We start from the raw sequence: 24,235 nt of genomic DNA on the forward strand, positions 1-24,235 counted from the left end.
GCGCTTCAAAAACGGTTACGTCTACCGTTCCCTGTGTATCCAGCGCCATCGACAGCGCACCATCCACTAAGACCGTATTCGTTTTCCCCGCTGACCGCCACACCGGTGAGTGTGCCTTGCGGCGAGCCGCTGTCAGTGGCGGCATAGGAGCCGGAAATGTTCACGTCGCCGGTGATTTCCGTCGAACCGCCATTCCCGGCAACGCTGACGCCGGTGCCGCCCTGGTACACGCCGTCGGCATCTTTTTCTGCATGCACGTTTATCGTCCCGGCGAGCTCTACGGCGTCACCGTTACCGGTGACGCTAACTCCAGTGGCATTCAGGCTGCTGTCAATAGTGCCGGTGTTACTGAACTTAGCGAGATCCCCATTGATGATCACCCCGGTGGAACCGTCATCGACGGCGGTAATGCTGCCGACGTTGGTAAACCGGTTGTCGTAGCCGGAGAGGTACAGCCCGGTGGCGGCGCCGGAGGCATAAATATCGCCGTTATTAGTCGTCAGGGTATCGTCGCCGGAGACCACCACGCCAGTGGCGCCGTTGCTGGCGGTGGTATCGCCGTCGAGGGTGTTGACGGTGTTGTCTCCAATAATCAGCGTACCGATTGTATTCTCGCCGTCTGTGGTGGTATCCCCGAGGCTGGTCACTTCGCCATCGCCTGCAATCACGTTGGTATCGGCATCCGCAAACCAGAAGGTGCCGGTGCTGTCATATTTCCAGGCTAAATCGTCGCTGCCATAAGCCCCGTCGATTACCGCGTTATTTTCGTTGGTAACGTACTTTTTATCGATAACCAGGGTGCGCCCGTCCGGCGCCGTCAGCACGTAGTTGTCGCCCTCTTCCACATAATTAAAGGTGACGTTATCCCAGCTCTCGCCGTTGACAGAGACGGTGTCGAAGGTCAGCGTGTTGGCATCGGTATCCAGCGTGACGCCGTTATCGTAGTAATATGTCGTGGCGACCGGATCGGTACCGGAGTCGCCGCCATCGTCGGGGTCAGTACCGGAATCTCCACCGTCATCCGGATTAGTGCCAGAATCACCGCCGTCGTCAGGAAGAGTACCGGAATCTCCGCCATCATCAGGAAGAATACCGGAATCACCGCCGTCGTCCGGCGGCGCCGGTGAGTGGTTATCGTGGTGCGCATAGCCGCCACCATTGTCGTTGTACATCGCCACGCCAATGGCGGCCGCCACGGCGGCGGCACCGCCGAGGACCCAGCCCGTCAGGCTGTCGTCATCGGTTTTACATTCTGCTGGCAGCGCCGCTTTTTCGGCTTCCGTCAGCTGGCTGACCTGGGTTGGACATTTCACTTTTGAATCGTTGACGTCGTCCGTATCTGTCGCCCAGGCATTACTGCTTAATGCCATTGCAATACACAATGGAAGTATCTTCCGCTTATGCATATTCCATCCTCCATTTAGGGTAATTTTATTTAGATAAAAAATTGTTTCATGGGAGGAGAGAATACATTTACCGGAGTAATAACAATACGGGGTGGCAATGGCGCAATAACAAGCAAAATACCAAACCAAAAGCCAGGTTGTTATTTTAAAAGGAAAAAACAGTTCATTTTTCTGGAGTTATATTTACTTAAATCTGAATTAATAAAAACTAATAAATACAATAGATGAATTTATAAAAATAAATCATTTATGATACTTATAAATAACATTCCGGTATTTTGTCGAATAAAAAATAACAAAGCGGCATCATTTATTAATAAAAAAACCTCACCGTGAGGGTAAAAAATGCTTCACGGTGAGGGGATTATCGCACGATAGAGGTTTTAATCTTCAACCAGCTGCGCAACGTCGCTGCTGTTGATCTGGCGTTCATCGCCGTTCTGATCGGTGTAGCTGGTCATACCGGTGTCTTTATCAAGCTTCGGTTTGCCCTGGGTGACAATGGTCTGGCCGCTTTTGGTGGTCATTACATAGTTGCTGCTGCAGCCCGCCAGGGTGAACAGCGCCACACCCGCACAGAGGCAAATTAAAGACTTTTTCATAACAACTCCCTTCTAAAATAGTCCCTTAAGTGTATAGCCACGCGCGAGGCGTGGCTAGCAGCGGGTTGTAACAGCGGATGATTACAGGGCGATACGGATAACGTCGTCCGGCTGGGTCGCCTCTTTCTGGCGGCTGGAAGCCTGCTTCACGGTCACGAAGAGGGTTTTACCGTCGGCAGAAAGCGTCAGGCTGTTCGGATGCGTCGGTGTATCCAGCGTTTTAACCACTTTGTAGCTTTTCGCATCAATGACGCTGACTTTGCCGGCCTGCCGATGCGTTACGTACACTTCATTACGCACCGGGTTAAACAGCACCGCCAGCGATTCCGGCGCGGCGATTTTTTCCAGTACTTTGCCGTCACGGATGTCCACCACCAGCACTTCCGGCTGTTTGGAATCGGTAATGAACGCGCGGTGGCCCGCGGTGTCGAGACTCAGGTTAAGGAAGAAGTGCTCTTTACCATCGTCCAGCAGCTTTTTACGGCTCAGCACTTTGTTGCTGTCGGTATCGATGGTCACCAGCTCGCCGTCACCGTTGGTCAGGTACAGACGTCTGGCGTCAGCATCCAGCGCCAGGCCGGTGCCAAAGGAGCCGGTTCCGGTAATGGTGGATTTGAGCTTCAGGTTCGCACCGTCAATCACCCACACCACGCTCTCTTTACCAATGCCGGTCACGTAGACGGTGTTGGTTTTGTCGTTCGCCACCAGCTCACGCGGCTGCAGCGGTTTTACCGTTTCGCTACGAACGCGGTCATCCAGCACAATGCGCCCTTTCACATCGCCGCTTTTGGCATCGATGGCGGTGATGGCGCTGTTGGTGGTGTTACCAAACCACAGCGTCTGGGTCTGCTGGTTGATGGTTGCGCCAAACGGTTTGAGATCGTTGTGAATAATCTGGGTGACATCGAGCGTCACCGGATCCAGTCGATACACAATGCCGCCTTTATCCAGGCTGCGGCTCTGAGAGGTAGCCACCCACAGCGCATTTTCCTGCTGGCTGAAGGCCATTTCGTAAGCCCCTTTCCCTACCGCTTTGCGCAGCATTTCGTCGGCGGCATGGGCGCTAAAGCTCCCCGCCAGCAGCAACGTGCTCAGCAACAGTGAACGGCGCAGGCGTGGTGCGGACAGATGACGTAAAGACATGACGACTCCCTTGTTCTACAGAATTGTTTGCTGCTCCACAGCACTTCCGGTTCGCAAACTCGTGGTTTTGCGTTTTTTAGATGCGAATAGTAATCATTATTCAGTTAAAAGTGGAGCACTATTCCGCAGATTGTGCTCTGTATCGCCACTCAGTTGCCTGGCATTAACCAAATGTGCCGTTAAACTTTTCAATTAATTAACATGACCATTAACATGTTCAAATAAATTCTTAGATTTGCTTTCTATTGAGTGCGTGACATGAAAATTTTTGCGGTTCGCAGGGTGGCGCTTCCGGCTCTTCTCTTCCCTTTTGTTGCTGTCGTGCAGGCTCAGGCCGCCGATGAGCAAACCATGATTGTGACGGCAACGCCGCAGGTGGTTTCCGAACTTGATACCCCGGCGGCGGTGAGCGTGGTGTACGGCGACGACATGCGCCACGCCCAACCGCGCGTTAACCTTTCAGAGTCGCTTGGCGGCGTGCCTGGCCTGCAGGTGCAGAACCGCCAGAACTACGCCCAGGATCTTCAGCTCTCGATTCGCGGCTTTGGTTCGCGATCCACCTTTGGCGTGCGCGGGATCCGCCTCTACGTGGACGGGATCCCCGCCACCATGCCCGACGGCCAGGGGCAAACCTCGAACATTGATATCAACAGCGTCGAGAGTATCGAGGTGCTGCGCGGCCCCTTCTCTGCCCTCTACGGCAACGCCTCTGGCGGCGTGATGAACATCACCACCGAGACCGGTCAGCAGCCGCCGACCATTGAAGCCAGCAGCTACTACGGCAGCTATGGCTCCTGGCGCTACGGGCTGAAAGCCACCGGCGCCGTCGGCGATGGCAGCCACGCGGGTGACGTTGATTACACCGTTTCCACCAGCCGTTTTGTCACCGGAGGCTATCGCGACCACAGCGGCGCGCGTAAAAACCTCGGTAACGCCAAACTTGGCGTGCGTATTGACGATGCCAGCAAGCTGACGCTGCTGTTTAACAGCGTGGATATCAAAGCCAACGATCCGGGTGGACTCAGCTACAGCGAATGGCAGGCCGACCCGCGCCAGTCGCCGCGCGGTGATCAGTACAACACCCGCAAAGATACCAAACAGACCCAGGCCGGGCTGCGCTATGAACGCCAGCTGACGGAGCGCGATGCGCTCAGCGTGATGATGTACGCCGGGGAGCGACAAACCACCCAGTACCAGTCGATCCCGATGGCGCCGCAGCTCAATCCGGCGCATTCCGGCGGCGTTATCGCCCTCGACCGCCACTATCAGGGCATCGACAGCCGCTGGACGCATCAGGGGCAGCTCGGCGTACCGGTGACCTTCACCACCGGGCTCGATTACGAAACGATGAGCGAAAAGCGGAAAGGCTACGAGAACTATGTGCTGGTCAACGGCGCACCGCAGTATGGCGAAGAAGGCGCGCTGCGCCGCAACGAACGCAACCTGATGTGGAATCTCGATCCGTACCTGCAATCCCAATGGCAGCTGACGGAAAAGCTGTCGCTCGACGCCGGGGTGCGCTACAGCTCGGTGTGGTTCGACTCGAACGATCACTACGTCACGCCGGGCAATCCTGACGACAGCGGTGACGCCAGCTACCATAAATGGCTTCCGGCAGGCTCGCTGAAATACGCGATGACCGATGCCTGGAACCTGTATCTCTCAGCCGGACGAGGGTTTGAAACCCCGACGATTAACGAGCTCTCTTATCGCTCCGGCGGCCAGAGCGGCCTCAATTTTGGTCTGCAGCCTTCGACCAGCACCACCTATGAAACCGGCAGCAAAACCCGCATCGGCAACGGTCTGCTGACCGCCGCGCTGTTCCAGACCGACACCGATAACGAAATCGTGGTCGACAGCAACAGCGGTGGCCGCACCAGCTATAAAAACGCCGGGAAGACCCGCCGCCAGGGCGCCGAGCTGTCGCTCGATCAGCGGTTTGCCGAAAACTGGAAGCTCAACGCCGCCTGGACCTGGCTCGACGCCACCTACCTCAGCAACGTGTGCAATACCGGCGACTGCAACGGCAACCGCATTCCGGGTATCGCGCAGAATATGGGCTTCGCGTCGCTTGGCTGGCAGCCGGAAAAAGGCTGGTACGCCGGGGCGGATATTCGCTATATGGGCGATATTATGGCCAACGATCAAAACAGCGCCAAAGCCCCTTCATGGACCATCGTTGGAATGAACACCGGCTATAAATTTGATTTAGGGAAGTGGCAAATGGATCTGTTTGGTCGAATAGATAACTTATTTGACCGGGAATATGTCGGTTCGGTTATTGTCAATGAATCTAACGGCCGCTACTACGAACCCGCGCCGGGCCGCAATTATGGTGTTGGCCTGGCTATTGCGTATCAATTCGAGTAAATTCGAGAAAGTAACTTTTCCGGGTCTGTAAACCCGGAAAAGTTAATAACAGATAAGATAGTTAACGCGGTAATTAATTCAGGTACTGACGTTGTAACACCGCCGCTCCCTGATCAATAGCAGTGCAAATGGCCTGATAACTCGCCGTCTCGTCCTTTTTCTCCAGCGCCGCCAGTAATTCCTGGTAAAAATCAGAACCGTGGAAAACCATTTCCGGCTGCGGATGAAGGTAATTAAAGCTGGGTCCGATTCGCACCCATAATTGCTCGATGAGTGCGGTCAGGGTTGGCATTTCAGCATAGTGGTAGAGACGGAAGCGGAAGCGGTAATTCGCCTGCAGCGTCTGTTCAATATCACTGTTGCCGACTGCCCGTTGGAACTCATCAGCCAGGCCGCGCAGCTCACGCAGCTTGTCTGCAGTCATCAGTAACGCGGCCGCCGAAGCTGCCATTCCCTCCAGTTTCTTACGGATCGCGTTAATTTCACGGTAACGCTCCAGCGTGACTTCCGGAACTAAAAACGCCTGTGCAGGAGTGGCTTGCAGTGCGCCGGAAGATACCAGACGCAGCAGGGCCTCACGGACGGGCGTAATACTGGTGCCAAGCTGTTCAGCAATGTCTTTGGTTACTAATCTGGCGCCCGGCTTTAAGGCACCAATGATCAACGCACTCTTTAAGTTTACCTCGACCTGGGTGGTCAGACTCATTCGCTGCGCTTTCTCAAAATCAAGCATGTCTACTTCCTGTTGCCTAATCATCGTTATCGTTGTTACAGGACAGTAAAGATATATCCTGTATCTTACTCTGGCGTGGGAAATAAAAAATAAAACAAATTAACGCATCTAAATTATTAGTTTACTTATTGATATAACACTGCACGTCCTTTCACGACGTTCGTCCGTTAATTAAAGACGCAATTTCAGAAATTTGCACGTAGAACTGCGGTGTTTATCACACCGCAGTGCATAAATTAAGCATCAGGCGCGACGCGAATAACCAGCTTGCCGAAATTTTGTCCTTTCAGTAAGCCAATAAAGGCCTGAGGTGCATTTTCCAGACCGTCAACAATCTGTTCGCGGTACTTAATTTTTCCTTCCTGCACCCAGCGACCCATTTCCTTCTGGAATTCATCAATCCGATGACCATAATCCTGGCCAATGATAAATCCCTGCATGCGAATTCGTTTTCTGAGCAGGGTCGCCATCAATAACGGCAGGCGATCCGGCCCTGCGGGCAGTCCGGTGGCGTTATAGCCGCTGACCAGGCCGCAAACCGGCACACGGGCAGAGGTGTTCAGTAGCGGCAGCACCGCGTCGAACACTTTACCGCCGACGTTTTCAAAATAAACGTCGATCCCCTGTGGACAGGCGGCGCGCAGCTGTTCGGCAAAGTCGTCGGCATAGTGATCGAGGCAAACATCGAAACCCAATGTCTCTACCGCATAGCGGCATTTTTCTGCACCCCCCGCCACGCCCACCACCCGGCAACCTTTCAGTTTACCGATTTGCCCCACCGTCGCGCCCACCGGCCCGGTCGCCGCGGCGACCACCAGCGTTTCACCGTGCTTCGGTTGACCAATGTCGAGCAGCCCCATATAGGCCGTGAAACCCGGCATGCCGAGTACGCCCAGCGCCCAGGAAGGATGCGGTGGATGAGCGCCAAGCGAGACCAATCCCTCACCGTTCGACACCTCATACGCCTGCCAGCCGCCGTAGCTCAGCACCCAGTCACCGGGTTTAAAACCGGCGTGGTTCGAAGAGACGACGCGGCTCACGGTGCCGCCCACCATCGTCGCGCCGATCTCAACCGGTGGCGAATACGACGGGGCATCGCTCATGCGTCCACGCATATAGGGATCGAGGGATAAATAGACCGTGCGCAGCAAAAGCTCACCGGCCCCAGGCGCGGGAATGTCGCCCTCTTCAAAACGAAAGTTTGCCGCCACCGGTTCACCGTGCGGACGTGATGCGAGTACCCAACGACGTTGTTGTAAAGTCATCTGATTCATTACGCGCTCCTTATCGTGGTCAATAGCCTAAAGCGTAGCCCGTTTCAGCTGGCGGCCTGATTTAAGCGCACAACCAGATAAACACAGGGCTCGTCGGTTTCATTGACGAAGCGACAATCGTTGGGCGGCCCGAGCTCCAGGCAATCCCCGGCCTGCATCTGATGATGGGTATCGCCTTCGATAAACAGCAGCTTCCCCTCCTGCAGCCAGATAAGCTGACGCGCCAGCGCGTAGGAAGAGGCCGGCATGGGAATATCACTCCCGGCGGGAAGTTCGACCTGTACCAGATCGATAGGCAGATCGCTGCGCGGCGAGACGTGCCGCCGCAGATAGTGCGTTTGCGGGTCGCGCCACACCGGCTGGTTTTCCCGGCGCAGCAGTTTGCCTTCCTGCATTTCGGCGCGGGCGATAAGCGTGGACATACTGATACCGAACGCGCCGGAGAGACGGCCCAGCATCATCGCCGTGGGGCTGCTCTCTCCGCGCTCGATTTTGTGCACCATCGCGCGTGAAACACCGGCCCGCTCAGCCAGTTCACTGAGTGACCAGCTACGGGATTCCCGCTCGATGCGGATACGTGCGCTGATGCGCTGATTGAGATTGTCTTCGATAGTCGTCATGACGTATCACTATAGTGTATGACGTTTCATTAAGGAAGCGCTTGCGCGCCGGGTGTATAGTATTGTAATAATGTCGTACTACTATAGTGTACACCGCTGAGGTTTCCCTGATGATTCGCTATGCCTGTAAAGATGACTGCGGCGCTATTGCTGAAATTTATAACCACGCGGTGTTGCATACCGCCGCTATCTGGAACGATAAAACCGTCGATATTCACAACCGCCTGGCCTGGTTCGAGGCGCGGGAGATGGCCGGTTATCCGGTGCTGGTGAGTGAAGAAGATGGTGCGATCACCGGCTATGCGTCCTTCGGCGACTGGCGCGCCTTCGATGGTTTTCGCCATACCGTCGAGCATTCCGTCTATGTTCACCCTCTGCATCAGGGTAAAGGCCTTGGCCGCGCCCTGCTCACCCGGCTGATTGCCGAAGCGCGCCGCGCCGGGAAACACGTGATGGTCGCGGGTATTGAATCGCAAAACCACGCCTCGCTTAAACTGCACGCCCAGCTTGGCTTTATCACCACCGGCGAAATGCCGCAGGTCGGCACCAAGTTTGGCCGCTGGTTGGATCTCACCTTCATGCAGCTACAGCTCGACGATCGCCAGGATCCGGACGCTATCCCATGAACCAGTCGCTGACGCTGGCCTTTCTTGTCGCCGCCGGGATTGGCCTGGTGGTGCAAAACACCATTATGGTGCGCATCACCCAAAGCTCGTCCACGATCCTTATCGCTATGCTGCTCAACTCGCTGGTGGGGATCGTGCTGTTTGTCTCTATTTTGCTGATAAAGCACGGGTTGACGGGCGCACAGGAGCTGGTGCACAGCATCAAGTGGTGGACGCTGATTCCTGGCCTGCTGGGCTCGTTTTTTGTTTTTGCCAGCATCAGCGGCTATCAGTACGTTGGCGCCGCCACAACCATTGCGGTACTGGTGGCAAGCCAGCTGATTGGCGGTCTGGTGATGGACGTGGTGCGCAGCCAGGGGATCCCGTGGCGGGCGCTGGTCGGGCCGGTATGCGGTGCGGTATTGCTGGTGATTGGCGCCTGGCTTGTCGCCAGACGCCAGTTTTAAGGCTACAGAATAGTGCCACCTTTGGTGAGCGCTTCGTGACGCGCTTCCGTGTCTTCTTTATGCTGACGCCCGTGGTGGGCAATCGCATTGCGCAGCCGTTGCTGCTGGGTATAGCGCTCTTCGCGACTGATTTCAGTATCATCACTCAGCGCCACCAGCAGCTCATTCATGTGCGTAATCACGCTTTCATGAACTGCCGCATCCACGCGGGCAATGACCTCATCCAGATGTGACATACCTGCTCCTTAGTTAATCTTTACTTTCGAGAAATCGCTGCCCATCAGGCTGACGCTGAAGCCGCTCACGTTGCTGCGGGTGGCGTAGAAGGTTTTCCCGTTGGCGAGCGCAATCCACGGCGCCTGCTGGTAGAAAATCTCCTGTGCCTCACCGTACAGCTTCGCGCGGGCCGCCGGGTCACTGGTCAGCTTCGCTTTCTGTACCAGCGCATTGTACCCCTTATCACACCAGCGCGCGGCGTTCGATCCGGTTTTTATGCTGTTACAGCCCAGCAGCGTGTCGGCAAAGTTGTCCGGATCGCCGTTGTCCGACATCCAGCCGAACAGCGCCGAATCATGCTCACCTTTGCGCATTCCGGAGAGATATTCGCCCCACTCGTAGGTGACAATTTTGGCTTTAATGCCCACTTTCGCCCAATCGTTCTGGATCATCTCAGCGATGCGACGCGAATTCGGGTTATACGGACGCTGCACCGGCATTGACCATAGCGTCACCTCCGCGCCCTTCTCCAGCCCCGCTTTTTTCAGCAGATCTTTGGCTTTTTGCGGATCGTAGTCATAATCCGGCAGATCTTTCTTGTAGCCGAGCATGTTCGGCGGCAATGGCGATTTGGCTACGGTGCCAGAGCCCATAAACACGGCGTTGACGATGGCTTTTTTGTCGGTGGCGTAGTTCAGCGCCTGACGCACCAGCACGTTATCAAACGGTTTTTTCTCGGTATTAAACGCCAGATAGCCGACGTTCAGCGCTTCTACCGCATGCAGGGCTAAATCTTTGTTCTTTTTGATGGCATCAAACTGCACCGGCGATGGTGCCGGGATAATCTGACACTCGTTGGTCTGCAGCTTCGCCAGTCGGGTCTGGACATCCGGCGTAATGGAGAAGATCAGGTGTTTGGTTGGCACCTCGCCGTCCCAGTAGTTCGGGTTCGCCACGTAGCGGATGAGTGAATCGACCTTATACTGCTGCAGCACGTAGGGCCCGGTGCCAATCGGCCAGGTATCGACGTTTTCCGGAGTGCCCTTTTTCAGCATTTCGTCGGCATATTCCGCCGAAAGAATAGAAGCAAAGTCCATGCCCCAGTCGGCAAGGAAGGCGGCGTTCGGCTCACTCAACACAAACTGGACGTGATAATCGTCAATCTTCTTCACATCGGTAATCAACTTGTCGAGGCCGACATCGTTGAAATATTCATACGTCCCCTGCGAGACCTTGTGGTACGGGTTCGCCGGGTCTTTCTGGCGCATCACCGAGAAAATCACGTCGTCGGCGTTAAAATCGCGCGTCGGTTTAAAGAACTTGTTGCTGTTGAATTTCACCCCTTTGCGCAGGGTAAAGGTGTAGGTTTTGCCGTCCGGGGAGATAGTCCACTCGGTCGCCAGCGACGGTACTGGGGTATTTTTCACCGGGTCGAAGTTGATCAGGCGGTTGTAGAGCGTCTGCGAGCTTGCCACAAACGACGGGCCAGAGCTGGCAATCTGCGGGTTAAACGACTCGGGAGAGGCTTCCGAACAGTAGATGAGCGTGTCGTGATCTGCCGCGAAGGCGCTTGCCGAAAAGAGCGTGCCGAGCGCCAGCGCCAGCAACGTTTTCCCTGTAGACATGGTTATAAGCCTTTATCTTTAATTATATGGACTTTAATAACAGCACAGCCCTGAATAACTGACAAATAACCAATCCGCATCAGGTTATGCGAAAGCAGATGTTTTCGCTGCTTTATTCACCAACGCCCTGCACCTCGTTTGACTTAAGTAAATCCCAAAAGGTCAAGCGTAATTTGCCGTCTCAATAGCACGAGAATTCTCGTTTTTTAGCCTGTCTTTCACCGTTTAGATGCACATGAGGTGGCGTAAAGTCATGGTGTGAAGAAGTCTATGGGATGACAACGTGACAAAAACTCTATTACGCAGCGGCAGCCTCGATGATTTTCAGGCGGTCGGCGGCGGTGGCCAGGCCGTGTTTGACTCCGCCCTGCAAATCCGCGAAACCCTGCGCCTGCGCAAACAACAGGCGCTGGTCGATTGCCTCGCCATACCGCAGGTTAATGACGAAGGCGACCGTGTGGCCTGGTACTCGCCCGTTGAGGGGAGCGCCAGCAGCTGGAAAGCCGCCGATGAAGCGGTTCGTGAACGCGCCCGCCGCTACCTGCGCAGCACCTTCGACAGTGCCCTGACGCTCAGCCGTAAATCGCTCGCCTCCGGTAAAACCACCCAACAGCTGTTCGGCGCCCTGCTGGAAAAAGCGCTGCAGTTCCCCGGCGAGAACCACGTTTTCCTCGTCGACGGCAAGCCGGTTATCACCTTCTGGGGCTTTATCAACCTTAACGACAGCGTGCGCGACGACATTCTCGACTGCCTGCGTGAGCCGGAGCCGGAGCCGCCGGTAATTGAAGTCATCCCGCCAGCCCCTGCCGAAGCCGAGCCAGAGCCGGTGGTATTCGTCGACGAAGAGCAGCCTCTGCTCATGCCAGAACCCACTCCCGCAGCGGTGAGTAAGCTGCCGGATACCGTGATGCAGGCCTACGCCGTCGCCCAGCCGGAAGCCGAAGAACCGGAAGCAGAGCCGGAAATCAACACCGTCGCGGACCCGGTTCCGGTTAAGCGCGCGAAGCGCCGCCTCCCGCTGTGGAGCGTGCCGGTCGCGGCTATCATCGTTGTTGCCGTCGCCGCACCGCTGTTATGGAAACAGAGCACCACTGTCGCCGAGCCGGTTGAAACCGTGGCTGCCGCCCCGGTGCCTGCGCCTGTCGTTCAGCCTGTCCCTGCCCGCCCGGCGCTGCCGCAGGTTGCCGCCAGCCTGCCGCTGCATCGCGCCGACGTCATAAAGACTAAAGAAGAAGAGAAACCCGCTGCGCCTGCCGAACCGGTGGTGATTGCCGCGATCCCAAAAGATGCGCTGGTGATGGAAGCGGCACAGATGCGCGCTGGCACCACCAAATTCCTCAACGGGAACTGGCGTGTCCTGATCGACATTAAAGATCCTGTCACCGGTAAACCGCCATCGCTGCGCTACCAGATGCAGAACAACAAGGGCACCGCCCGCCTGGTGCATGGCGACAACATCGTCTGCCGCGCTGAGATTTTCTCCGGCCTGCATCAAAACGGTGAGCTGATGATCAAGAGCCGGGGCGCCGCCCGCTGCAGCGACGGTTCGCGCTATCCGATGCCCGAAATTACCTGTAAAGCCGGTACCAGCGATATCGCGGAATGTACTGGTCGCTATGATGCCAACACCGTCGTCCCGCTGACGTTCAAGAAAACAGGTGCCTGATTTATGCTGGTTACACTTTGCGATTACAAACAGAGCGTTACGCTTATTGCCAACAGCGGTGTGCAGTTTCTCGACTTCGGCCTGACGCCGCAGGAGTCGCTGCACAGCGGACGCTTCGTACGTAAAACCGCCAACGGGCCGCTGCTGCGCCTCGACTATGATCTGGTCAACGGACGCTATACGCTGCCCGCCCGCAACGGCGAACAGGCGGAAGTCGTGAAACCGGAAACCACCCTGACGCTTGAGCAATCGCTTGGGGTGCTGGACGGCCTGTGGCTGCCGCTGCCGTTCTTCCGCTTTAATCCACCGCGCACCTTCGTGGAAGGCCCGGACAACTGGGCCAGGATGCAGATCCGCAAACTCGCCGAGCCGGACAGCGCCGGGCACACGCACCGCGTCACGCTCGCCTTCGACAGCCAGATGAGCAGCGAAAGCCCGGCAGCGCTGGCCCCGGTTGAGAACGATATTCTCAACGGCACCCGCTTCGCCCTCGCCTGGCGCGACGAGGAGATTGCCGATTTCCTCGACCAGACGTGGATTGACGGCTGGCTGCGGGAAGTCTTCACCCAGCACGTCAACCAGCAGGAAGACCGTACCGATCGCGAAGTAACCCAGGCCCTGCGCAGCTTCGAGTACCAGGGTCACTGGCTTAATGTGCTGACTCTGCTCGGCGAACAGCTGGCGGTACCGGAAATTAAAATCGTCACCGCCACCCTCAGCACGCCGGCTATTCCGGTCGATCTGATCCTCGACGTGGGTAACACCCATACCTGTGGGGTGATCATTGAAGATCATGGCGATGCCAACGACGGCCTGCGGCAGACCGCCGAACTGCAGGTCCGCTCGCTGACGGAGCCGCAGTATCTGAACGAGCCAATGTTCACCAGCCGCGTGGAGTTCTGCGAAGCGCGCTTTGGTAAACAGCACTGCTCGGTAGAGAGCGGCCGCGACGATGCCTTTGTCTGGCCCTCTATCGTTCGCGTCGGTGACGAAGCGCGCAAGCTCGCCATGCAGCGCCTCGGTACCGACGGCTACAGCGGCCTTTCCAGCCCGCGCCGCTACCTGTGGGATGAAACCCCCACCGTGCAGGACTGGCGCTTTAGCCAGATCAATGCCAAAACGCAGCGCGAACCGCTGGCCACCGCCTTCCCGCTGATGAACCTGATGAACGACGACGGTCAGCCGCTGTTTACGCTGCCGCCGGAAGACCGCCTGCCGGTGTTCTCACCGCAGTACAGCCGCAGTACGCTGATGACCCATATGCTCTGCGAACTGCTGGCCCAGGCGCTGGGGCAGATCAACAGCGTGGCCACGCGTCTGCGTCTTGGGTTCCCCTCTTCACCGCGCCAGCTGCGCACCATTATTCTGACGCTGCCGTCAGCAATGCCGAAGCAGGAGCGCGAGATTTTCCGCCGCCGTATGTTTGAAGCGATTGCGCTGGTGTGGAAATCACTCGGCTGGCACCCGCAGGATGACGATTTCGCAACCCCCTCGCAGCAGCGTAACAGCGTGGTGCCGGTTCCACGCATCCAGATGGAATGGGACGAAGCCAGCTGCGGCCAACTGGTGTGGTTGTATAACGAAGCGGTTTCCCACTACGGCGGCCAGACCGAAGCCTTCTTTGCCGCCCTTTCTCGCCCGGATCGCACCGAGGCTGAGGGAGAGCGTCCGGGGCGCACCCTGCGTGTGGCTTCGGTGGATCTTGGTGGTGGCACGACCGATATGGCCATCACCCAGTACCAGCTCGACGACGGCACCGGCAGCAACGTAAAAATCACCCCGCAGCTGCTGTTCCGCGAAGGGTTTAAGGTCGCCGGGGACGATATCCTGCTCGATATTATTCAGCGCTGCGTGCTGCCGGCGCTGCAAACTCACCTGCAGAAGTGCGGCATCCCCGATGCACCTGCGCTGATGGCAACGCTGTTTGGTGATTCCGGGCGTATCGATACCCAGGCGGTGCTGCGCCAGCAAACCGCGCTACAGCTGTTTATGCCGGTGGGTCACGCCATTCTTGCGGCCTGGGAGCAAAGTGACACCAGCGATCCGCTCGCCGGGCTGTACGCCACCTTCGGCGAACTGCTGAAGCAGCAGCCGACCCGCAACGTGATGAACTACATCACCCACGCGGTTGAACATGCGCTCCCGGCCAACGCCGAGCCGTTCTCGCTGCTGGACGTACCGCTGCAGGTGAACTTCAGCACCCTGCAGCAGGCCATGCTGAAAGGCGAGTTCACGATTGCTTCACCGCTGCATGCGGTGTGTGAAGCCATTTCGCATTATCACTGCGACGTGCTGCTGGTGACCGGGCGCCCTGGCTGCCTGCCCGGCGTGCAGGCGCTGATCCGCCATCTGCAGCCGGTGCCGGCAAGCCGGATGGTGTGGCTGGATAAATATCATGTCCATGAATGGTATCCCTTCAACCAGCAGGGCAAGATTGGTAACCCGAAATCGACGGCGGCCGTGGGGGCGATGCTCTGCAGCCTGGCGCTGGATCTGCGTCTGCCGCGTTTCAACTTTAAAGCGGCGGATATTGGCGCATATTCCACGGTGCGTTACCTCGGGGTGCTCGACAACGTGGTTAACACCCTGCGCGAGGAGAACGTCTGGTATTCGGACATCGACCTCGATATGCCTGGCGCGAAAGTCGATGCCAGGCTGCACTTCCCGCTGCGCGGTAACGTCACGCTTGGCTTCCGCCAGTTGACCAACGCCCGCTGGCCCGCCACGCCGCTGTACACCCTCAGCATCAATAGCCCGGAGCTGGCAAAAGCCATTGCCGGAGACGGCGTGCTGCACGTGCGTTTAACGCTGGCAGGCGGCGGCAAGCACCAGGCCCCGGAGTCCTTCGAACTGGCCGATGCCTGGCTACAGGACGGCACGGCGGTGGCCCCCGATGCGTTGACCTTAAAACTGAACACCCTGGCCGATCGCCGACATACCGGCAGCCACTACTGGATTGATAGCGGGAGCGTATACCTGAAATGAGTGCTTTACAGAAGGTCATTACGTGGACCGAAACCACACGCAGCCACGCCTTGCTTCTGAACAACGACGCCAACGCCCTGCTCACGCGCCTGCTGGCGCTGCGTCATCGCGAGCAGGCGGTACAGCACGCCCGCACGCGTCCCCTGACCATTGGCCTGTATGGCCATTCTCAGGAAGCAAAAGCGCATCTGCTGACCACGTTGTGCGACAGCCCGAGCGGACACCTCAGCATTCATGTTGGAGTGAAAACCCTCGACTGGTTTACCCACATCAATCCGGGCCACGGCGTAACCCGCATGGCGCTGCGTTTTAGTCCGCACGCGGCGCCTCCTGACGACGCCTTCCCGCTGCGCCTTACGCTCTTAAGCGAGGCGGAGTTGGTGCAGCTGTTTATCGCCCAGGCGCAAACCCAGACGGAGATCCGCCCGGTCAGTAAAAGCGCCATTGTCGCCCGTATTGCAACCTGGCAATCGCTGCGCCAGCCGCAACAGGTGCCCGGCATCACCCGCGAGGAAGTGGCCGCCATTGCCCGCTTCTGGCAGGAGGCCGTACCCACGTCTCGCCAGCAGATGGATGACGACCTGTGGTTCCAGTTTGCGCAGCTTATTCCGTCGCTCGATCTCAGCGCCCGCGCCAGCGCATGGTCTCTGCTGTGGGGAGAACACCAGGGCTTAACCCAACAGTGGCTGAGCCTGGCACACACGCTGCATCAGGCGGGAAACGCCCGCGAGATTGCCGCGCCGCTGAGCCTGCTGGTAGACAGCTTCGCCCTGCCAGCCGAAGGTTTTCTGACCCCGGAGTTCGAGCTGGACGATGAAGTGGTCGTTCATCCCCTGCACAACGGTAAACTGCTCAACGCCATCAGCCTGCCGCTTGCAAAGCTGGCACTGCTGACCCGCGAGCTGACTCTGCCGGTAGAGGCCGGTAGCCTTGGCAATATCGATATCCTCGACATGCCTGCCGCCGCTCCGGAAGCCAACGCGCCGCTGTGGCAAACCAAGTGCCTGTGGCTTTTAGATAGCTACCGTCAGCAGCTGCAGCCGGACGTGCTGCTGGTGTGCAACGCCAGCGTGCAACGTTCACAAACGCCGTCCATTGCCCGAACGCTGGTGCAGTGGGTAACGGAAACGCAGCCGATGCAGGAAAGCGCCCTGCCGGGCCTGGTGTGGGCGATCACCCCGCAGGATCACCGCTTCACCCGTAAACAAAACCTCGATGAAGCCGTGCAGCAGCTGATTAAGCACCCGGGCCAGCGCTGGGGAACGTTACAGGCGCTGGACAGTAGCAGCCTGCAGCGTTTAACCGAATGGCTAATGCAGGCGCTGAACCCGACGCTGCGTGATGCGCGTTTACAGCTGATTGAACGTGAACTCCACGGCAATGCCCGCGCCCTGCTGAGCCAGTATCTCAACCCGGCACATCAGGACGCTGCCACCATGCAGACCCAGGCGGAAAACATCGTGCGTCAGCTCCAGGCGCGGGCGGCGGTGTTAGGTGAAATGCTCGAAGGTCTGCTGCCGCCGCTACAGGCGTTTGAAGCGCTGTGCCAGGCGCAGCAGCCGCGCGAAGAGAAAGTCGCCGGGCTATTCAGCGAAAGCGTGGATCTGTTTGCTCAACCGGAAGACGGCGCGCTCGCCGCCGCCGACGACCAGGATACCGGTACCCTGGCCCATGCGCTGTGGGTGCGTTATCTGCGCCAGTGGAGCCGCCGCCAGGAAATTGCCGCCCAGAGTGGGCTATCGGCGGACGTGCTGCATCAGCTGGCTGAAAGCATTATCGTCACCAGCTACCGTCTTGGCCTGCCCGCACGGCTGCAGCAGGTGATGCGCAGCGAAAATCCGAGCGCCGCACAGCTGCGCGCCACTATCGGTAATTTTATTGCCTGGTTTGATTATGCCGGAATGCCCGCGCAAACGCGTCCGGCGAGCCGTATTGCGAAAGGTAGCCCCATTTTTGCCCTGAAGGCGCCGGATACCCGCGCACGCCTGACGCAGCTTGGAGAACAGCCGGTCCACGCCGCCACCCGCTATGTCTATGACTGGCTGGTAGCGCTGTACAGCCGCGCCACCGAAAACGCCGGCTGGCAGCATCCTCATGATATTTCTCCCGAGGCACGCCGCCAGCTACAGGGTTATTTTTCCTGATGCCTGACCTGTCTTACCATCACGCGGTAAGACAGGCCCTTCTTTACGTTACGCTCCTTCGAAGTGGTATTTCATGTCCGTGGCGTGCGTCATTTTGCTGAACACCTGATTCGTCAGGCTATCGGTAAGATTCAGCGCGTCCTGCATGGTTTTATCTTCAAAACTCTGCAGCAGTTCCTGCGCTTTTTTCGGCTGCGATTTATACAGTTTCAGATACTCCTGCTCCATCGTTTTCTGCTTCTCGGCGGTCTGCTGCTCAAACGCCAGATACGCGCGCTGCACGTCCGGCGCATAGGCGTTGTAATCCTGCATCACCAGGGTTTGCAGTTTGCGGAATTTCCAGTTCACCGAGTCGTCGCTCGCCTGATCGGTGCCTTTGTCATAGCCCGGCAGATAATGGCTCATCCCCTGATAATAGGGAACGTATACCCCAAGCGTCGACATGCCGTAGGCCACGTACTGCACCTCGCCAATCGCCTTCGGCAGATTCGGTCTTACCTGCAGAATATGCGATTCCTGCGTGCGGAAAACGGAGATCGGCCGCCATGGCTCTTTCGGATTGTTGTTGGCATATGGATCGTGAGACGTGCCCTGATAGTGGTTACGCAGAGCCTGTTTGACATCCGCGACGCTGATTTTTTTCTCAGGTTTGAGGAATACCGGGAAGTTTTTCCCGTCTTCAACGGTGGTTTTCAGCGCCGGGTTGAACATGTGCTGTAACGTCCAGACGCGCGGATAGTTATAAACCACATCGTTTTCGACATCCTGGGAATAGGCTTTATGGAAATCAAACGCGCCGTCTTTCGGGTTATACAGCCCGTGTTTTTCCGCAAAGCTCAGCAGCGTAGGCGAAGCCATATAGTTGGCGGTGTCTGCGGGATCGTACTGGCGTAAACGTCCCTGATTGGCAGAGACAAAATATTCATCGGCCGGTAAACGCACCGCCAGCCACTGATGGCCGCTGCCGGTTTCGAGGTACCAGACCTCTTTGCTGTCGACAAACGCGACGCCGAATCCTTCACCGGCACCCTTCTGCTCGATAATTTTACCTAGCATTTCCGCCCCTTCGCGCGCCGTTTTCACCACCGGTAGAATCACCGTCTGAATGGAGTCTTCGGTGATCCCGGTTTTCTCGACGTAAGGATCGGCCGTCAGCGCGGGCTTACCGTTATAGATGGTTTCCGTGGCGCTCATCCCGACTCCCGCCGAGTTGAAGCCCACTTCCCCCATCGATTTATCCTGGGTATCAAAATCGTGAATGGCGGTGTAGCGCATGGCGGATTTCGGCAGCGGCCAGGTGAAATCGTTGCTGTGGGATTTGAATTCGCCCTGTTGGTTATCTACCGCCTCGTGGATAACCATATGCTTGGCGTTCGTTGCCGAATAGTCTTCGTTACGGGCAACAATAAACGATCCGTCGTCCGAGGCTTTATCGCCGACCAGAATGGTGGTACACGCCATTGCCTGCCCCATACTTAACAACGCTATGGCTGAGGCAAGTACTGAGATTTTCATAGACAGCTCCATTAAAGTTTTGTTTCAGAAAACAAAACCACCATAGACCTATCGAAAACCAGTTACAAATACCATAAGGAACATGTGGAATAGTTTTTGTAAGCAGAGATTGCCGCCATCACCGGAAGATTTGACTACTTTCGTCAGAACAGAGAGAGCAGCAGCGCCACCGGAAAGCTAAAAGGCCAGGTCGCCCCTATCAGCAGAGCAGCAATCAGACGAATGCACAGGGATTCTTTGGTCAAAAACCAGGTAATAAAGGCGCAGATCGCCGCCATGATGGCGTAGAAGATCAGCATTTTTTGGTACAGCGTCATGGGGGAAGTGCCATTCCTTGGAGATAAAACGGCCGCACTATGCCTCTTTTTTTGACAGCCATCAAGTAAAGCCGGGGAAAAATGTTAAAAAGTGTAAGAAGTCTGATTTTAATCAATCTCACCCTTTGTCCGATTGCGCAACCCGGAATACACGACTATATAACAGGAGGTCAAATCAAAGAGGTGATGTTATGGACGTCTCCAGTAAAACCGTAGCGGTAATCAACGTCGTCGCGGCGCTCCTGCTGATTAGCATGCTTTGCTTCAGATTTAACGTGTTCAGCTGATACACATTGGTTTCCCCCCATCGCCATTGCAGCTTTGGGGGGAGCGGTCTTAGTGCTTAATCATCACATGGCGGATCACGGTGTAATCTTCCAGACCGTACATCGACATGTCTTTGCCGTAACCAGAGAGCTTCTGCCCGCCGTGCGGCATTTCGCTTACCACCATAAAGTGGGTATTCACCCAGGTGCAGCCGTACTGCAGGTGCGCGCTCATGCGGTGCGCGCGGCCTACGTCGCGGGTCCACACCGATGACGCCAGGCCGTACTGGCTGTCGTTCGCCCACTCCAGCACCTGCGCTTCGTCGTCGAATACCGTGACGCTCACCACCGGGCCAAACACTTCACGCTGCACAATTTCGTCATTCTGGCGCGCACCCGCCAGCAGCGTCGGTTTGTACCAGTAGCCTTTGCCTTCCGCTTTGCTACCGCCGGTGACCACGGTGATGTGGCTTAGCTGACGCGCTTTATCCACGGCGGCGCTTACGCGCTCAAGGTGAGCCAGCGAACTCAATGGGCCCAGTTCGGTGGATTCGTCATCCGGCGCGCCAATTTTCAGGCTGGAGATAGCGGTGCCGAGTTTTTCCACCAGACGATCGTAAATGCCCTTCTGCGCGTAAATACGACATGCGGCGGTACAATCCTGCCCGGCGTTGTAGAAACCAAAGGTACGAACCCCTTCCACCACCGCATCGATATCGGCGTCGTCAAAGACGATGACCGGCGCTTTGCCGCCCAGCTCCATATGGGTACGTTTAATCGATGATGCGGTATGGCGAATGATGTGTTCGCCGGTGGCGATGGAGCCGGTCAGCGACACCATGCGCACTTTTTCGTGTCCGGTCAGCGGATCGCCCACGGTTTTACCACGGCCAAACAGGACGTTCACGACCCCTGCCGGGAAGATATCTTTCGCCAGCTCAGCCAGGCGCAGCGCGGTCAGCGGCGTGATTTCAGAGGGTTTAATCACCACGCAGTTACCGGCGGCAAGCGCAGGCCCCAGCTTCCAGGCCGCCATCATCAGCGGATAGTTCCACGGCGCGATAGAGGCGATAACGCCTATCGGGTCACGGCGGATCATCGAGGTGTGGCCTTCAAGGTATTCTCCGGCCGCCATGCCGTTCAGGCAGCGCGCTGCCCCGGCAAAGAAGCGGAATACGTCGACCACCGCCGGCAGCTCGTCGTTGCGCGCACAGTGCAGCGGTTTACCGCAGTTCAGCGATTCCAGCTCGGCAAATTCATCGGCGTGTTCTTCGATGGCGTCAGCCAGTTTCAGTAACAGTTCAGCACGTGCTTTTGGGGTGGTTTGCCCCCACTCAACAAATGCCCGGTCGGCGGCGCGTACCGCCGCATCTACCTGTGCGGCGGTGGCTTCCGCAATTTCGAGAATAATTTCTCCCGTTGCCGGGTTGTACACTGGTTGCATTTCGCCTTCACCTGCAATCAGTTCACCGTTAATCAGTAATTTATGTTGCATCACTCACTCCTTACTTTTCACTTATTTCCCGCTACCGGCGACCATTTCGCCATCGCGGGTCAGCCACCAGGCTCCCAGAATTGGAACGGTAGTAACGAGCATCACCAGCAGCGCTACCACGTTAGTTACGGGCACGTCGCGAGGACGGCCAAGTTGGTTCAACAGCCATAGCGGCAAAGTCCGCTCGTGACCTGCCGTAAAGGTGGTCACGATGATTTCGTCAAATGACAGGGCAAACGCCAGCATGCCCCCGGCCAGCAGCGCTGACCCCAGGTTAGGCAGCACAACGTGGCGGAAGGTCTGCCAGCCGTTGGCACCCAAGTCCATCGACGCCTCAACCAGACTCCACGAGGTACGACGGAAACGTGCAATTACGTTGTTAAACACCACCACCACGCAGAAGGTGGCGTGGCCGATGACGATGGTCAGGAAGCCCGGCTCAAGATTGATGGCCTTGAACGCGGTCAGCAGCGCCAGACCGGTGATGATCCCCGGCAGCGCGATGGGAAGCAGCAGCAGCAGCGAGATAGCATTCTTGCCAAAGAACGTACTGCGCCACAGCGCCGCTGCAGCCAGAGTGCCAAGCACCAGGGCAATCAGCGTCGCCAGCGCGGCAATTTTAAGTGACAACGTCACCGCATCCAGAATGTCACCACGGCTGGCGGCCACGCTAAACCAGTGCAGCGTCAGCCCCTTCGGCGGAAAACTGAACGCCGCATCTTCGGTGTTGAAGGCGTAGATGGCGATAATCGCCAGCGGGAAATGGAGGAAAATGACGCCGCCCCACGCCGCCAGTTTGAGGAACCAGGGTGCGCGTTCAGAGTGCATCGAAGGCTCCCAGGCGCTTCACGAACGCCAGATAAAGAGAGATCAGTACGATGGGCACCAGCGTAAACGCCGCCGCCATCGGCATGTTGCCTATCGCCCCTTGTTGAGAATAGACCATGTTACCGATGAAATACCCCGGCGGCCCGACGAGCTGCGGCACGATGAAATCGCCGAGCGTCAGCGAGAAGGTAAAAATCGACCCGGCGGCAATGCCAGGAATGGCCAGCGGTAACACAACAAAGCGGAAGGTCTGGGACGGTTTCGCCCCGAGATCGGCGGAAGCCTGCAGCAGCGAGGACGGCAGTCTTTCCAGCGCCGCCTGTACCGGCAGGATCATGAACGGCAGCCAGATGTAGACGAACACCAGAAAACGCCCGAGTCCGGAGGTTGACAGCGTGTTGCCGCCCACCGCGGGCAGCAGGAGAAACTGATTCAGCAGCCCTTCCAGCCCCATGTGGCTTAAAAACCACTGCGCCACGCCATCTTTCGCCAGCAGCAGGGTCCAGGCGTAGGCTTTCACGATGTAGCTCGCCCACATCGGCAGCATCACCGCAATATAGAAGAACGCCTTCCATTTACCGCTGGTGTAGCGCGCCATGTACCAGGCCATCGGGAACGCCAGAATCGCGCTGGCAATCGTCACCGCCAGCGCCATGACCACCGTGCGGATAATAATGTCGTAGTTGGCCGGGTTGAACAGCGCCCACAGGTTGGCGAGCGTCAGATCCGGCGTTACCGACATGGTAAAGTCGTCGAAGGTGTAGAACCCCTGCCACAGCAGCGTGAGCAGCGAACCTAAATAGACGATGCCAAACCACATCAATGGCCCGAGCAACAGCAGGAACAGGCCCAGCGATGGCCTGCGCCAGAACAGGCCTGATACACGGCTAAGTAATGAGGGTGAGGAAACCGGTGAAACGCTCATCTCCATTTCACCTCCCTCCGTCGAGGGGAACCATCGCATCGCGTGCCCAGGATGCCAGCACGTTCTGCCCCGGCTGCGGCCCGGCCGGCAGAATGCCGCCGCTGAAGTTGGCCTGGCTGACCAACAGCCTGCCGCCGCCGTCGAGCGCTATTTCAAACCGGGTTGCCGCCCCCTGATACTGCACCGCCTGCACCACGCCGTTCGCCTGCAGTTCGCCGCCTTCATTAAGACGAATATGCTCCGGGCGCAGCGACCAGGTCCCCGGCATTCCGCACAGTCTTTCGCTCATGGCGGCATCAAAGACGTTGGAGGTGCCGACAAATCCGGCCACAAACGGGGTTTTCGGCCGCAGGTACAGGTCACGCGGTGAATCAACCTGCTCAATGCGCCCGTTATTGAATACCGCAACGCGATCGGACATCGACAGCGCTTCGCCCTGATCGTGGGTGACGAAAATAAAGGTGATGCCGAGTTCCTGCTGCAGCTTTTTAAGTTCCAGCTGCATCTGCTCGCGCAGTTTGAGATCCAGCGCGCCCAGCGGTTCATCCAGCAGCAATACACGCGGCTGATTGACCAGTGCACGGGCAATCGCCACGCGCTGACGCTGACCACCGGAAAGCTGGGATGGACGGCGGTCGCGCACAAAGCCCAGCGCCACCTTCTCCAGCGCTTCCTGGGCGCGGGCAAGCCGCGTTTTTTTGTCGATACCTTTCACCATCAGCCCGTAGGCGACGTTCTCCAGCACCGACATATGCGGAAACAGCGCGTAGTCCTGAAACACGGTGTTGACGTCACGCTCCCACGGCGGAAGCTCGCTCGCCTGCTTGCCAAAAATGGCAATTGAGCCGCCGGAAAGCTGTTCAAACCCCGCAATCATGCGCAGGCAGGTGGTTTTGCCGGAGCCGGACGGCCCCAGCATAGAAAATAACTCGCCGTCGCGGATGGCCATACTGACGCCATCCACGGCGCGCACGTCCCCGTACAGGCGCGAGACGTCCTGAAATTCTACTGCGTACGTCATACTACACTCCTG

Annotated in this window: 21 protein-coding genes; 7 read left to right on the top strand and 14 right to left on the bottom strand. The window is 57.4% G+C overall.

Translation table 11 applies throughout. The features are described 5' to 3' along the window. Positions 1–5: 5 nt before the first annotated feature. From GYRE_RS19360 to yncE, 3 genes are all read right to left on the bottom strand, one after another. Positions 6–1,370 carry a BigA/YdbA N-terminal beta-barrel domain-containing protein gene (locus GYRE_RS19360; protein ID WP_038257664.1) on the bottom strand — a complete coding sequence of 455 codons (1,365 nt, stop codon included), beginning with the start codon at positions 1,368–1,370 and terminating at the stop codon, positions 6–8. Positions 1,371–1,789: 419 nt separating this feature from the next. Then, positions 1,790–2,008: a YgdI/YgdR family lipoprotein gene (locus tag GYRE_RS19365; RefSeq protein ID WP_006819900.1), complete on the bottom strand. Its 219-nt coding sequence runs from the start codon at positions 2,006–2,008 to the stop codon at positions 1,790–1,792. An 81-nt stretch (positions 2,009–2,089) separates the two neighbouring features. Then, entirely contained in the window at positions 2,090–3,151 is a 1,062-nt protein-coding gene (gene yncE, locus GYRE_RS19370; RefSeq protein ID WP_038257666.1) for a 7-bladed beta-propeller protein YncE, read from the bottom strand. Between the two features lie 258 nt (positions 3,152–3,409). On the opposite strand from yncE, the gene pqqU reads away from it, so the two are divergent. Then, the gene (gene pqqU, locus GYRE_RS19375; RefSeq protein WP_038257668.1) at positions 3,410–5,521 is read left to right on the top strand and encodes a TonB-dependent receptor PqqU; all 2,112 of its coding nucleotides are present in this window, start codon (positions 3,410–3,412) and stop codon (positions 5,519–5,521) included. A gap of 73 nt (positions 5,522–5,594) precedes the next feature. Here the strand turns inward: pqqU and GYRE_RS19380 are convergent, their stop codons facing one another. From GYRE_RS19380 to GYRE_RS19390, 3 genes are all read right to left on the bottom strand, one after another. Then, positions 5,595–6,254 (bottom strand): GntR family transcriptional regulator, encoded by a 660-nt coding sequence (locus tag GYRE_RS19380; protein WP_038257669.1) that lies wholly within the window; start codon positions 6,252–6,254, stop codon positions 5,595–5,597. A gap of 236 nt (positions 6,255–6,490) precedes the next feature. After that, positions 6,491–7,528: an NADP-dependent oxidoreductase gene (locus tag GYRE_RS19385; protein ID WP_006819896.1), complete on the bottom strand. Its 1,038-nt coding sequence runs from the start codon at positions 7,526–7,528 to the stop codon at positions 6,491–6,493. 44 nt (positions 7,529–7,572) lie between these two features. After that, entirely contained in the window at positions 7,573–8,148 is a 576-nt protein-coding gene (locus GYRE_RS19390; protein WP_006819895.1) for a helix-turn-helix domain-containing protein, read from the bottom strand. A 107-nt stretch (positions 8,149–8,255) separates the two neighbouring features. Between GYRE_RS19390 and GYRE_RS19395 the strand changes: the two genes are divergently transcribed. Both GYRE_RS19395 and GYRE_RS19400 read left to right on the top strand, forming a co-directional pair. Then, entirely contained in the window at positions 8,256–8,774 is a 519-nt protein-coding gene (locus GYRE_RS19395) for a GNAT family N-acetyltransferase (protein WP_038257740.1), read from the top strand. Further along, positions 8,771–9,220, top strand: a complete 450-nt coding sequence (locus tag GYRE_RS19400) for a DMT family transporter (RefSeq protein ID WP_006819893.1) — start codon at positions 8,771–8,773, stop codon at positions 9,218–9,220. Before GYRE_RS19395 ends, GYRE_RS19400 begins: the two co-directional genes overlap by 4 nt. 2 nt (positions 9,221–9,222) lie before the next feature. Here the strand turns inward: GYRE_RS19400 and GYRE_RS19405 are convergent, their stop codons facing one another. Then, positions 9,223–9,456 (bottom strand): YdcY family protein, encoded by a 234-nt coding sequence (locus GYRE_RS19405; protein WP_006819892.1) that lies wholly within the window; start codon positions 9,454–9,456, stop codon positions 9,223–9,225. Between the two features lie 9 nt (positions 9,457–9,465). Continuing rightward, positions 9,466–11,061: an ABC transporter substrate-binding protein gene (locus GYRE_RS19410; RefSeq protein ID WP_006819891.1), complete on the bottom strand. Its 1,596-nt coding sequence runs from the start codon at positions 11,059–11,061 to the stop codon at positions 9,466–9,468. Between the two features lie 283 nt (positions 11,062–11,344). Between GYRE_RS19410 and GYRE_RS19415 the strand changes: the two genes are divergently transcribed. From GYRE_RS19415 to GYRE_RS19425, 3 genes are read left to right on the top strand one after another with little or no spacing between them, the layout of a single operon-like run. Then, positions 11,345–12,727 carry an SrfA family protein gene (locus GYRE_RS19415; RefSeq protein ID WP_038257670.1) on the top strand — a complete coding sequence of 461 codons (1,383 nt, stop codon included), beginning with the start codon at positions 11,345–11,347 and terminating at the stop codon, positions 12,725–12,727. A gap of 3 nt (positions 12,728–12,730) precedes the next feature. After that, on the top strand, positions 12,731–15,712 hold the full coding sequence (locus GYRE_RS19420) for a virulence factor SrfB (protein ID WP_038257671.1): 2,982 nt from the start codon (positions 12,731–12,733) through the stop codon (positions 15,710–15,712). Then, positions 15,709–17,856 (top strand): virulence factor SrfC family protein, encoded by a 2,148-nt coding sequence (locus GYRE_RS19425; protein WP_038257672.1) that lies wholly within the window; start codon positions 15,709–15,711, stop codon positions 17,854–17,856. The genes GYRE_RS19420 and GYRE_RS19425 overlap by 4 nt, the downstream gene beginning before the upstream one ends. 48 nt (positions 17,857–17,904) lie before the next feature. Here the strand turns inward: GYRE_RS19425 and GYRE_RS19430 are convergent, their stop codons facing one another. Beyond that, entirely contained in the window at positions 17,905–19,371 is a 1,467-nt protein-coding gene (locus GYRE_RS19430; protein ID WP_038257673.1) for a C69 family dipeptidase, read from the bottom strand. 143 nt (positions 19,372–19,514) lie between these two features. Beyond that, complete coding sequence (locus tag GYRE_RS24000; protein WP_006819886.1) at positions 19,515–19,688, bottom strand: GhoT/OrtT family toxin; 174 nt, start codon at positions 19,686–19,688, stop codon at positions 19,515–19,517. Between the two features lie 191 nt (positions 19,689–19,879). Between GYRE_RS24000 and yncL the strand changes: the two genes are divergently transcribed. Then, on the top strand, positions 19,880–19,975 hold the full coding sequence (gene yncL, locus GYRE_RS25365; protein ID WP_071777529.1) for a stress response membrane protein YncL: 96 nt from the start codon (positions 19,880–19,882) through the stop codon (positions 19,973–19,975). A 49-nt stretch (positions 19,976–20,024) separates the two neighbouring features. Here the strand turns inward: yncL and patD are convergent, their stop codons facing one another. From patD to GYRE_RS19450, 4 genes are read right to left on the bottom strand one after another with little or no spacing between them, the layout of a single operon-like run. Beyond that, positions 20,025–21,449 (bottom strand): aminobutyraldehyde dehydrogenase, encoded by a 1,425-nt coding sequence (gene patD / locus GYRE_RS19435; protein ID WP_006819884.1) that lies wholly within the window; start codon positions 21,447–21,449, stop codon positions 20,025–20,027. 21 nt (positions 21,450–21,470) lie between these two features. Beyond that, positions 21,471–22,277, bottom strand: coding sequence for an ABC transporter permease (locus GYRE_RS19440; protein WP_006819883.1), 807 nt, complete (start codon positions 22,275–22,277; stop codon positions 21,471–21,473). Beyond that, positions 22,267–23,208, bottom strand: a complete 942-nt coding sequence (locus GYRE_RS19445; protein ID WP_051860999.1) for an ABC transporter permease — start codon at positions 23,206–23,208, stop codon at positions 22,267–22,269. The genes GYRE_RS19440 and GYRE_RS19445 overlap by 11 nt, the downstream gene beginning before the upstream one ends. 1 nt (position 23,209) lies before the next feature. After that, the gene (locus GYRE_RS19450) at positions 23,210–24,223 is read right to left on the bottom strand and encodes an ABC transporter ATP-binding protein (RefSeq protein ID WP_038257674.1); all 1,014 of its coding nucleotides are present in this window, start codon (positions 24,221–24,223) and stop codon (positions 23,210–23,212) included. Between the last annotated feature and the right edge of the window lie 12 nt (positions 24,224–24,235).

The sequence above is a fragment of the Yokenella regensburgei ATCC 49455 genome (genome assembly GCF_000735455.1).
Classification (GTDB): Bacteria; Pseudomonadota; Gammaproteobacteria; order Enterobacterales; family Enterobacteriaceae; genus Yokenella; species Yokenella regensburgei.

Excerpts from the sequence above, each read along its gene's own strand:
- GYRE_RS19360 (WP_038257664.1), bottom strand. The coding sequence starts at position 1,370 with ATGGCATTAAGCAGTAATGCCTGGGCGACAGATACGGACGACGTCAAC.
- GYRE_RS19365 (WP_006819900.1), bottom strand. The coding sequence starts at position 2,008 with ATGAAAAAGTCTTTAATTTGCCTCTGTGCGGGTGTGGCGCTGTTCACC.
- yncE (WP_038257666.1), bottom strand. The coding sequence starts at position 3,151 with ATGTCTTTACGTCATCTGTCCGCACCACGCCTGCGCCGTTCACTGTTG.
- pqqU (WP_038257668.1), top strand. The coding sequence starts at position 3,410 with ATGAAAATTTTTGCGGTTCGCAGGGTGGCGCTTCCGGCTCTTCTCTTC.
- GYRE_RS19380 (WP_038257669.1), bottom strand. The coding sequence starts at position 6,254 with ATGCTTGATTTTGAGAAAGCGCAGCGAATGAGTCTGACCACCCAGGTC.
- GYRE_RS19385 (WP_006819896.1), bottom strand. The coding sequence starts at position 7,528 with ATGAATCAGATGACTTTACAACAACGTCGTTGGGTACTCGCATCACGT.
- GYRE_RS19390 (WP_006819895.1), bottom strand. The coding sequence starts at position 8,148 with ATGACGACTATCGAAGACAATCTCAATCAGCGCATCAGCGCACGTATC.
- GYRE_RS19400 (WP_006819893.1), top strand. The coding sequence starts at position 8,771 with ATGAACCAGTCGCTGACGCTGGCCTTTCTTGTCGCCGCCGGGATTGGC.
- GYRE_RS19405 (WP_006819892.1), bottom strand. The coding sequence starts at position 9,456 with ATGTCACATCTGGATGAGGTCATTGCCCGCGTGGATGCGGCAGTTCAT.
- GYRE_RS19410 (WP_006819891.1), bottom strand. The coding sequence starts at position 11,061 with ATGTCTACAGGGAAAACGTTGCTGGCGCTGGCGCTCGGCACGCTCTTT.
- GYRE_RS19420 (WP_038257671.1), top strand. The coding sequence starts at position 12,731 with ATGCTGGTTACACTTTGCGATTACAAACAGAGCGTTACGCTTATTGCC.
- GYRE_RS19425 (WP_038257672.1), top strand. The coding sequence starts at position 15,709 with ATGAGTGCTTTACAGAAGGTCATTACGTGGACCGAAACCACACGCAGC.
- GYRE_RS19430 (WP_038257673.1), bottom strand. The coding sequence starts at position 19,371 with ATGAAAATCTCAGTACTTGCCTCAGCCATAGCGTTGTTAAGTATGGGG.
- GYRE_RS24000 (WP_006819886.1), bottom strand. The coding sequence starts at position 19,688 with ATGACGCTGTACCAAAAAATGCTGATCTTCTACGCCATCATGGCGGCG.
- yncL (WP_071777529.1), top strand. The coding sequence starts at position 19,880 with ATGGACGTCTCCAGTAAAACCGTAGCGGTAATCAACGTCGTCGCGGCG.
- patD (WP_006819884.1), bottom strand. The coding sequence starts at position 21,449 with ATGCAACATAAATTACTGATTAACGGTGAACTGATTGCAGGTGAAGGC.
- GYRE_RS19440 (WP_006819883.1), bottom strand. The coding sequence starts at position 22,277 with ATGCACTCTGAACGCGCACCCTGGTTCCTCAAACTGGCGGCGTGGGGC.
- GYRE_RS19445 (WP_051860999.1), bottom strand. The coding sequence starts at position 23,208 with ATGGAGATGAGCGTTTCACCGGTTTCCTCACCCTCATTACTTAGCCGT.
- GYRE_RS19450 (WP_038257674.1), bottom strand. The coding sequence starts at position 24,223 with ATGACGTACGCAGTAGAATTTCAGGACGTCTCGCGCCTGTACGGGGAC.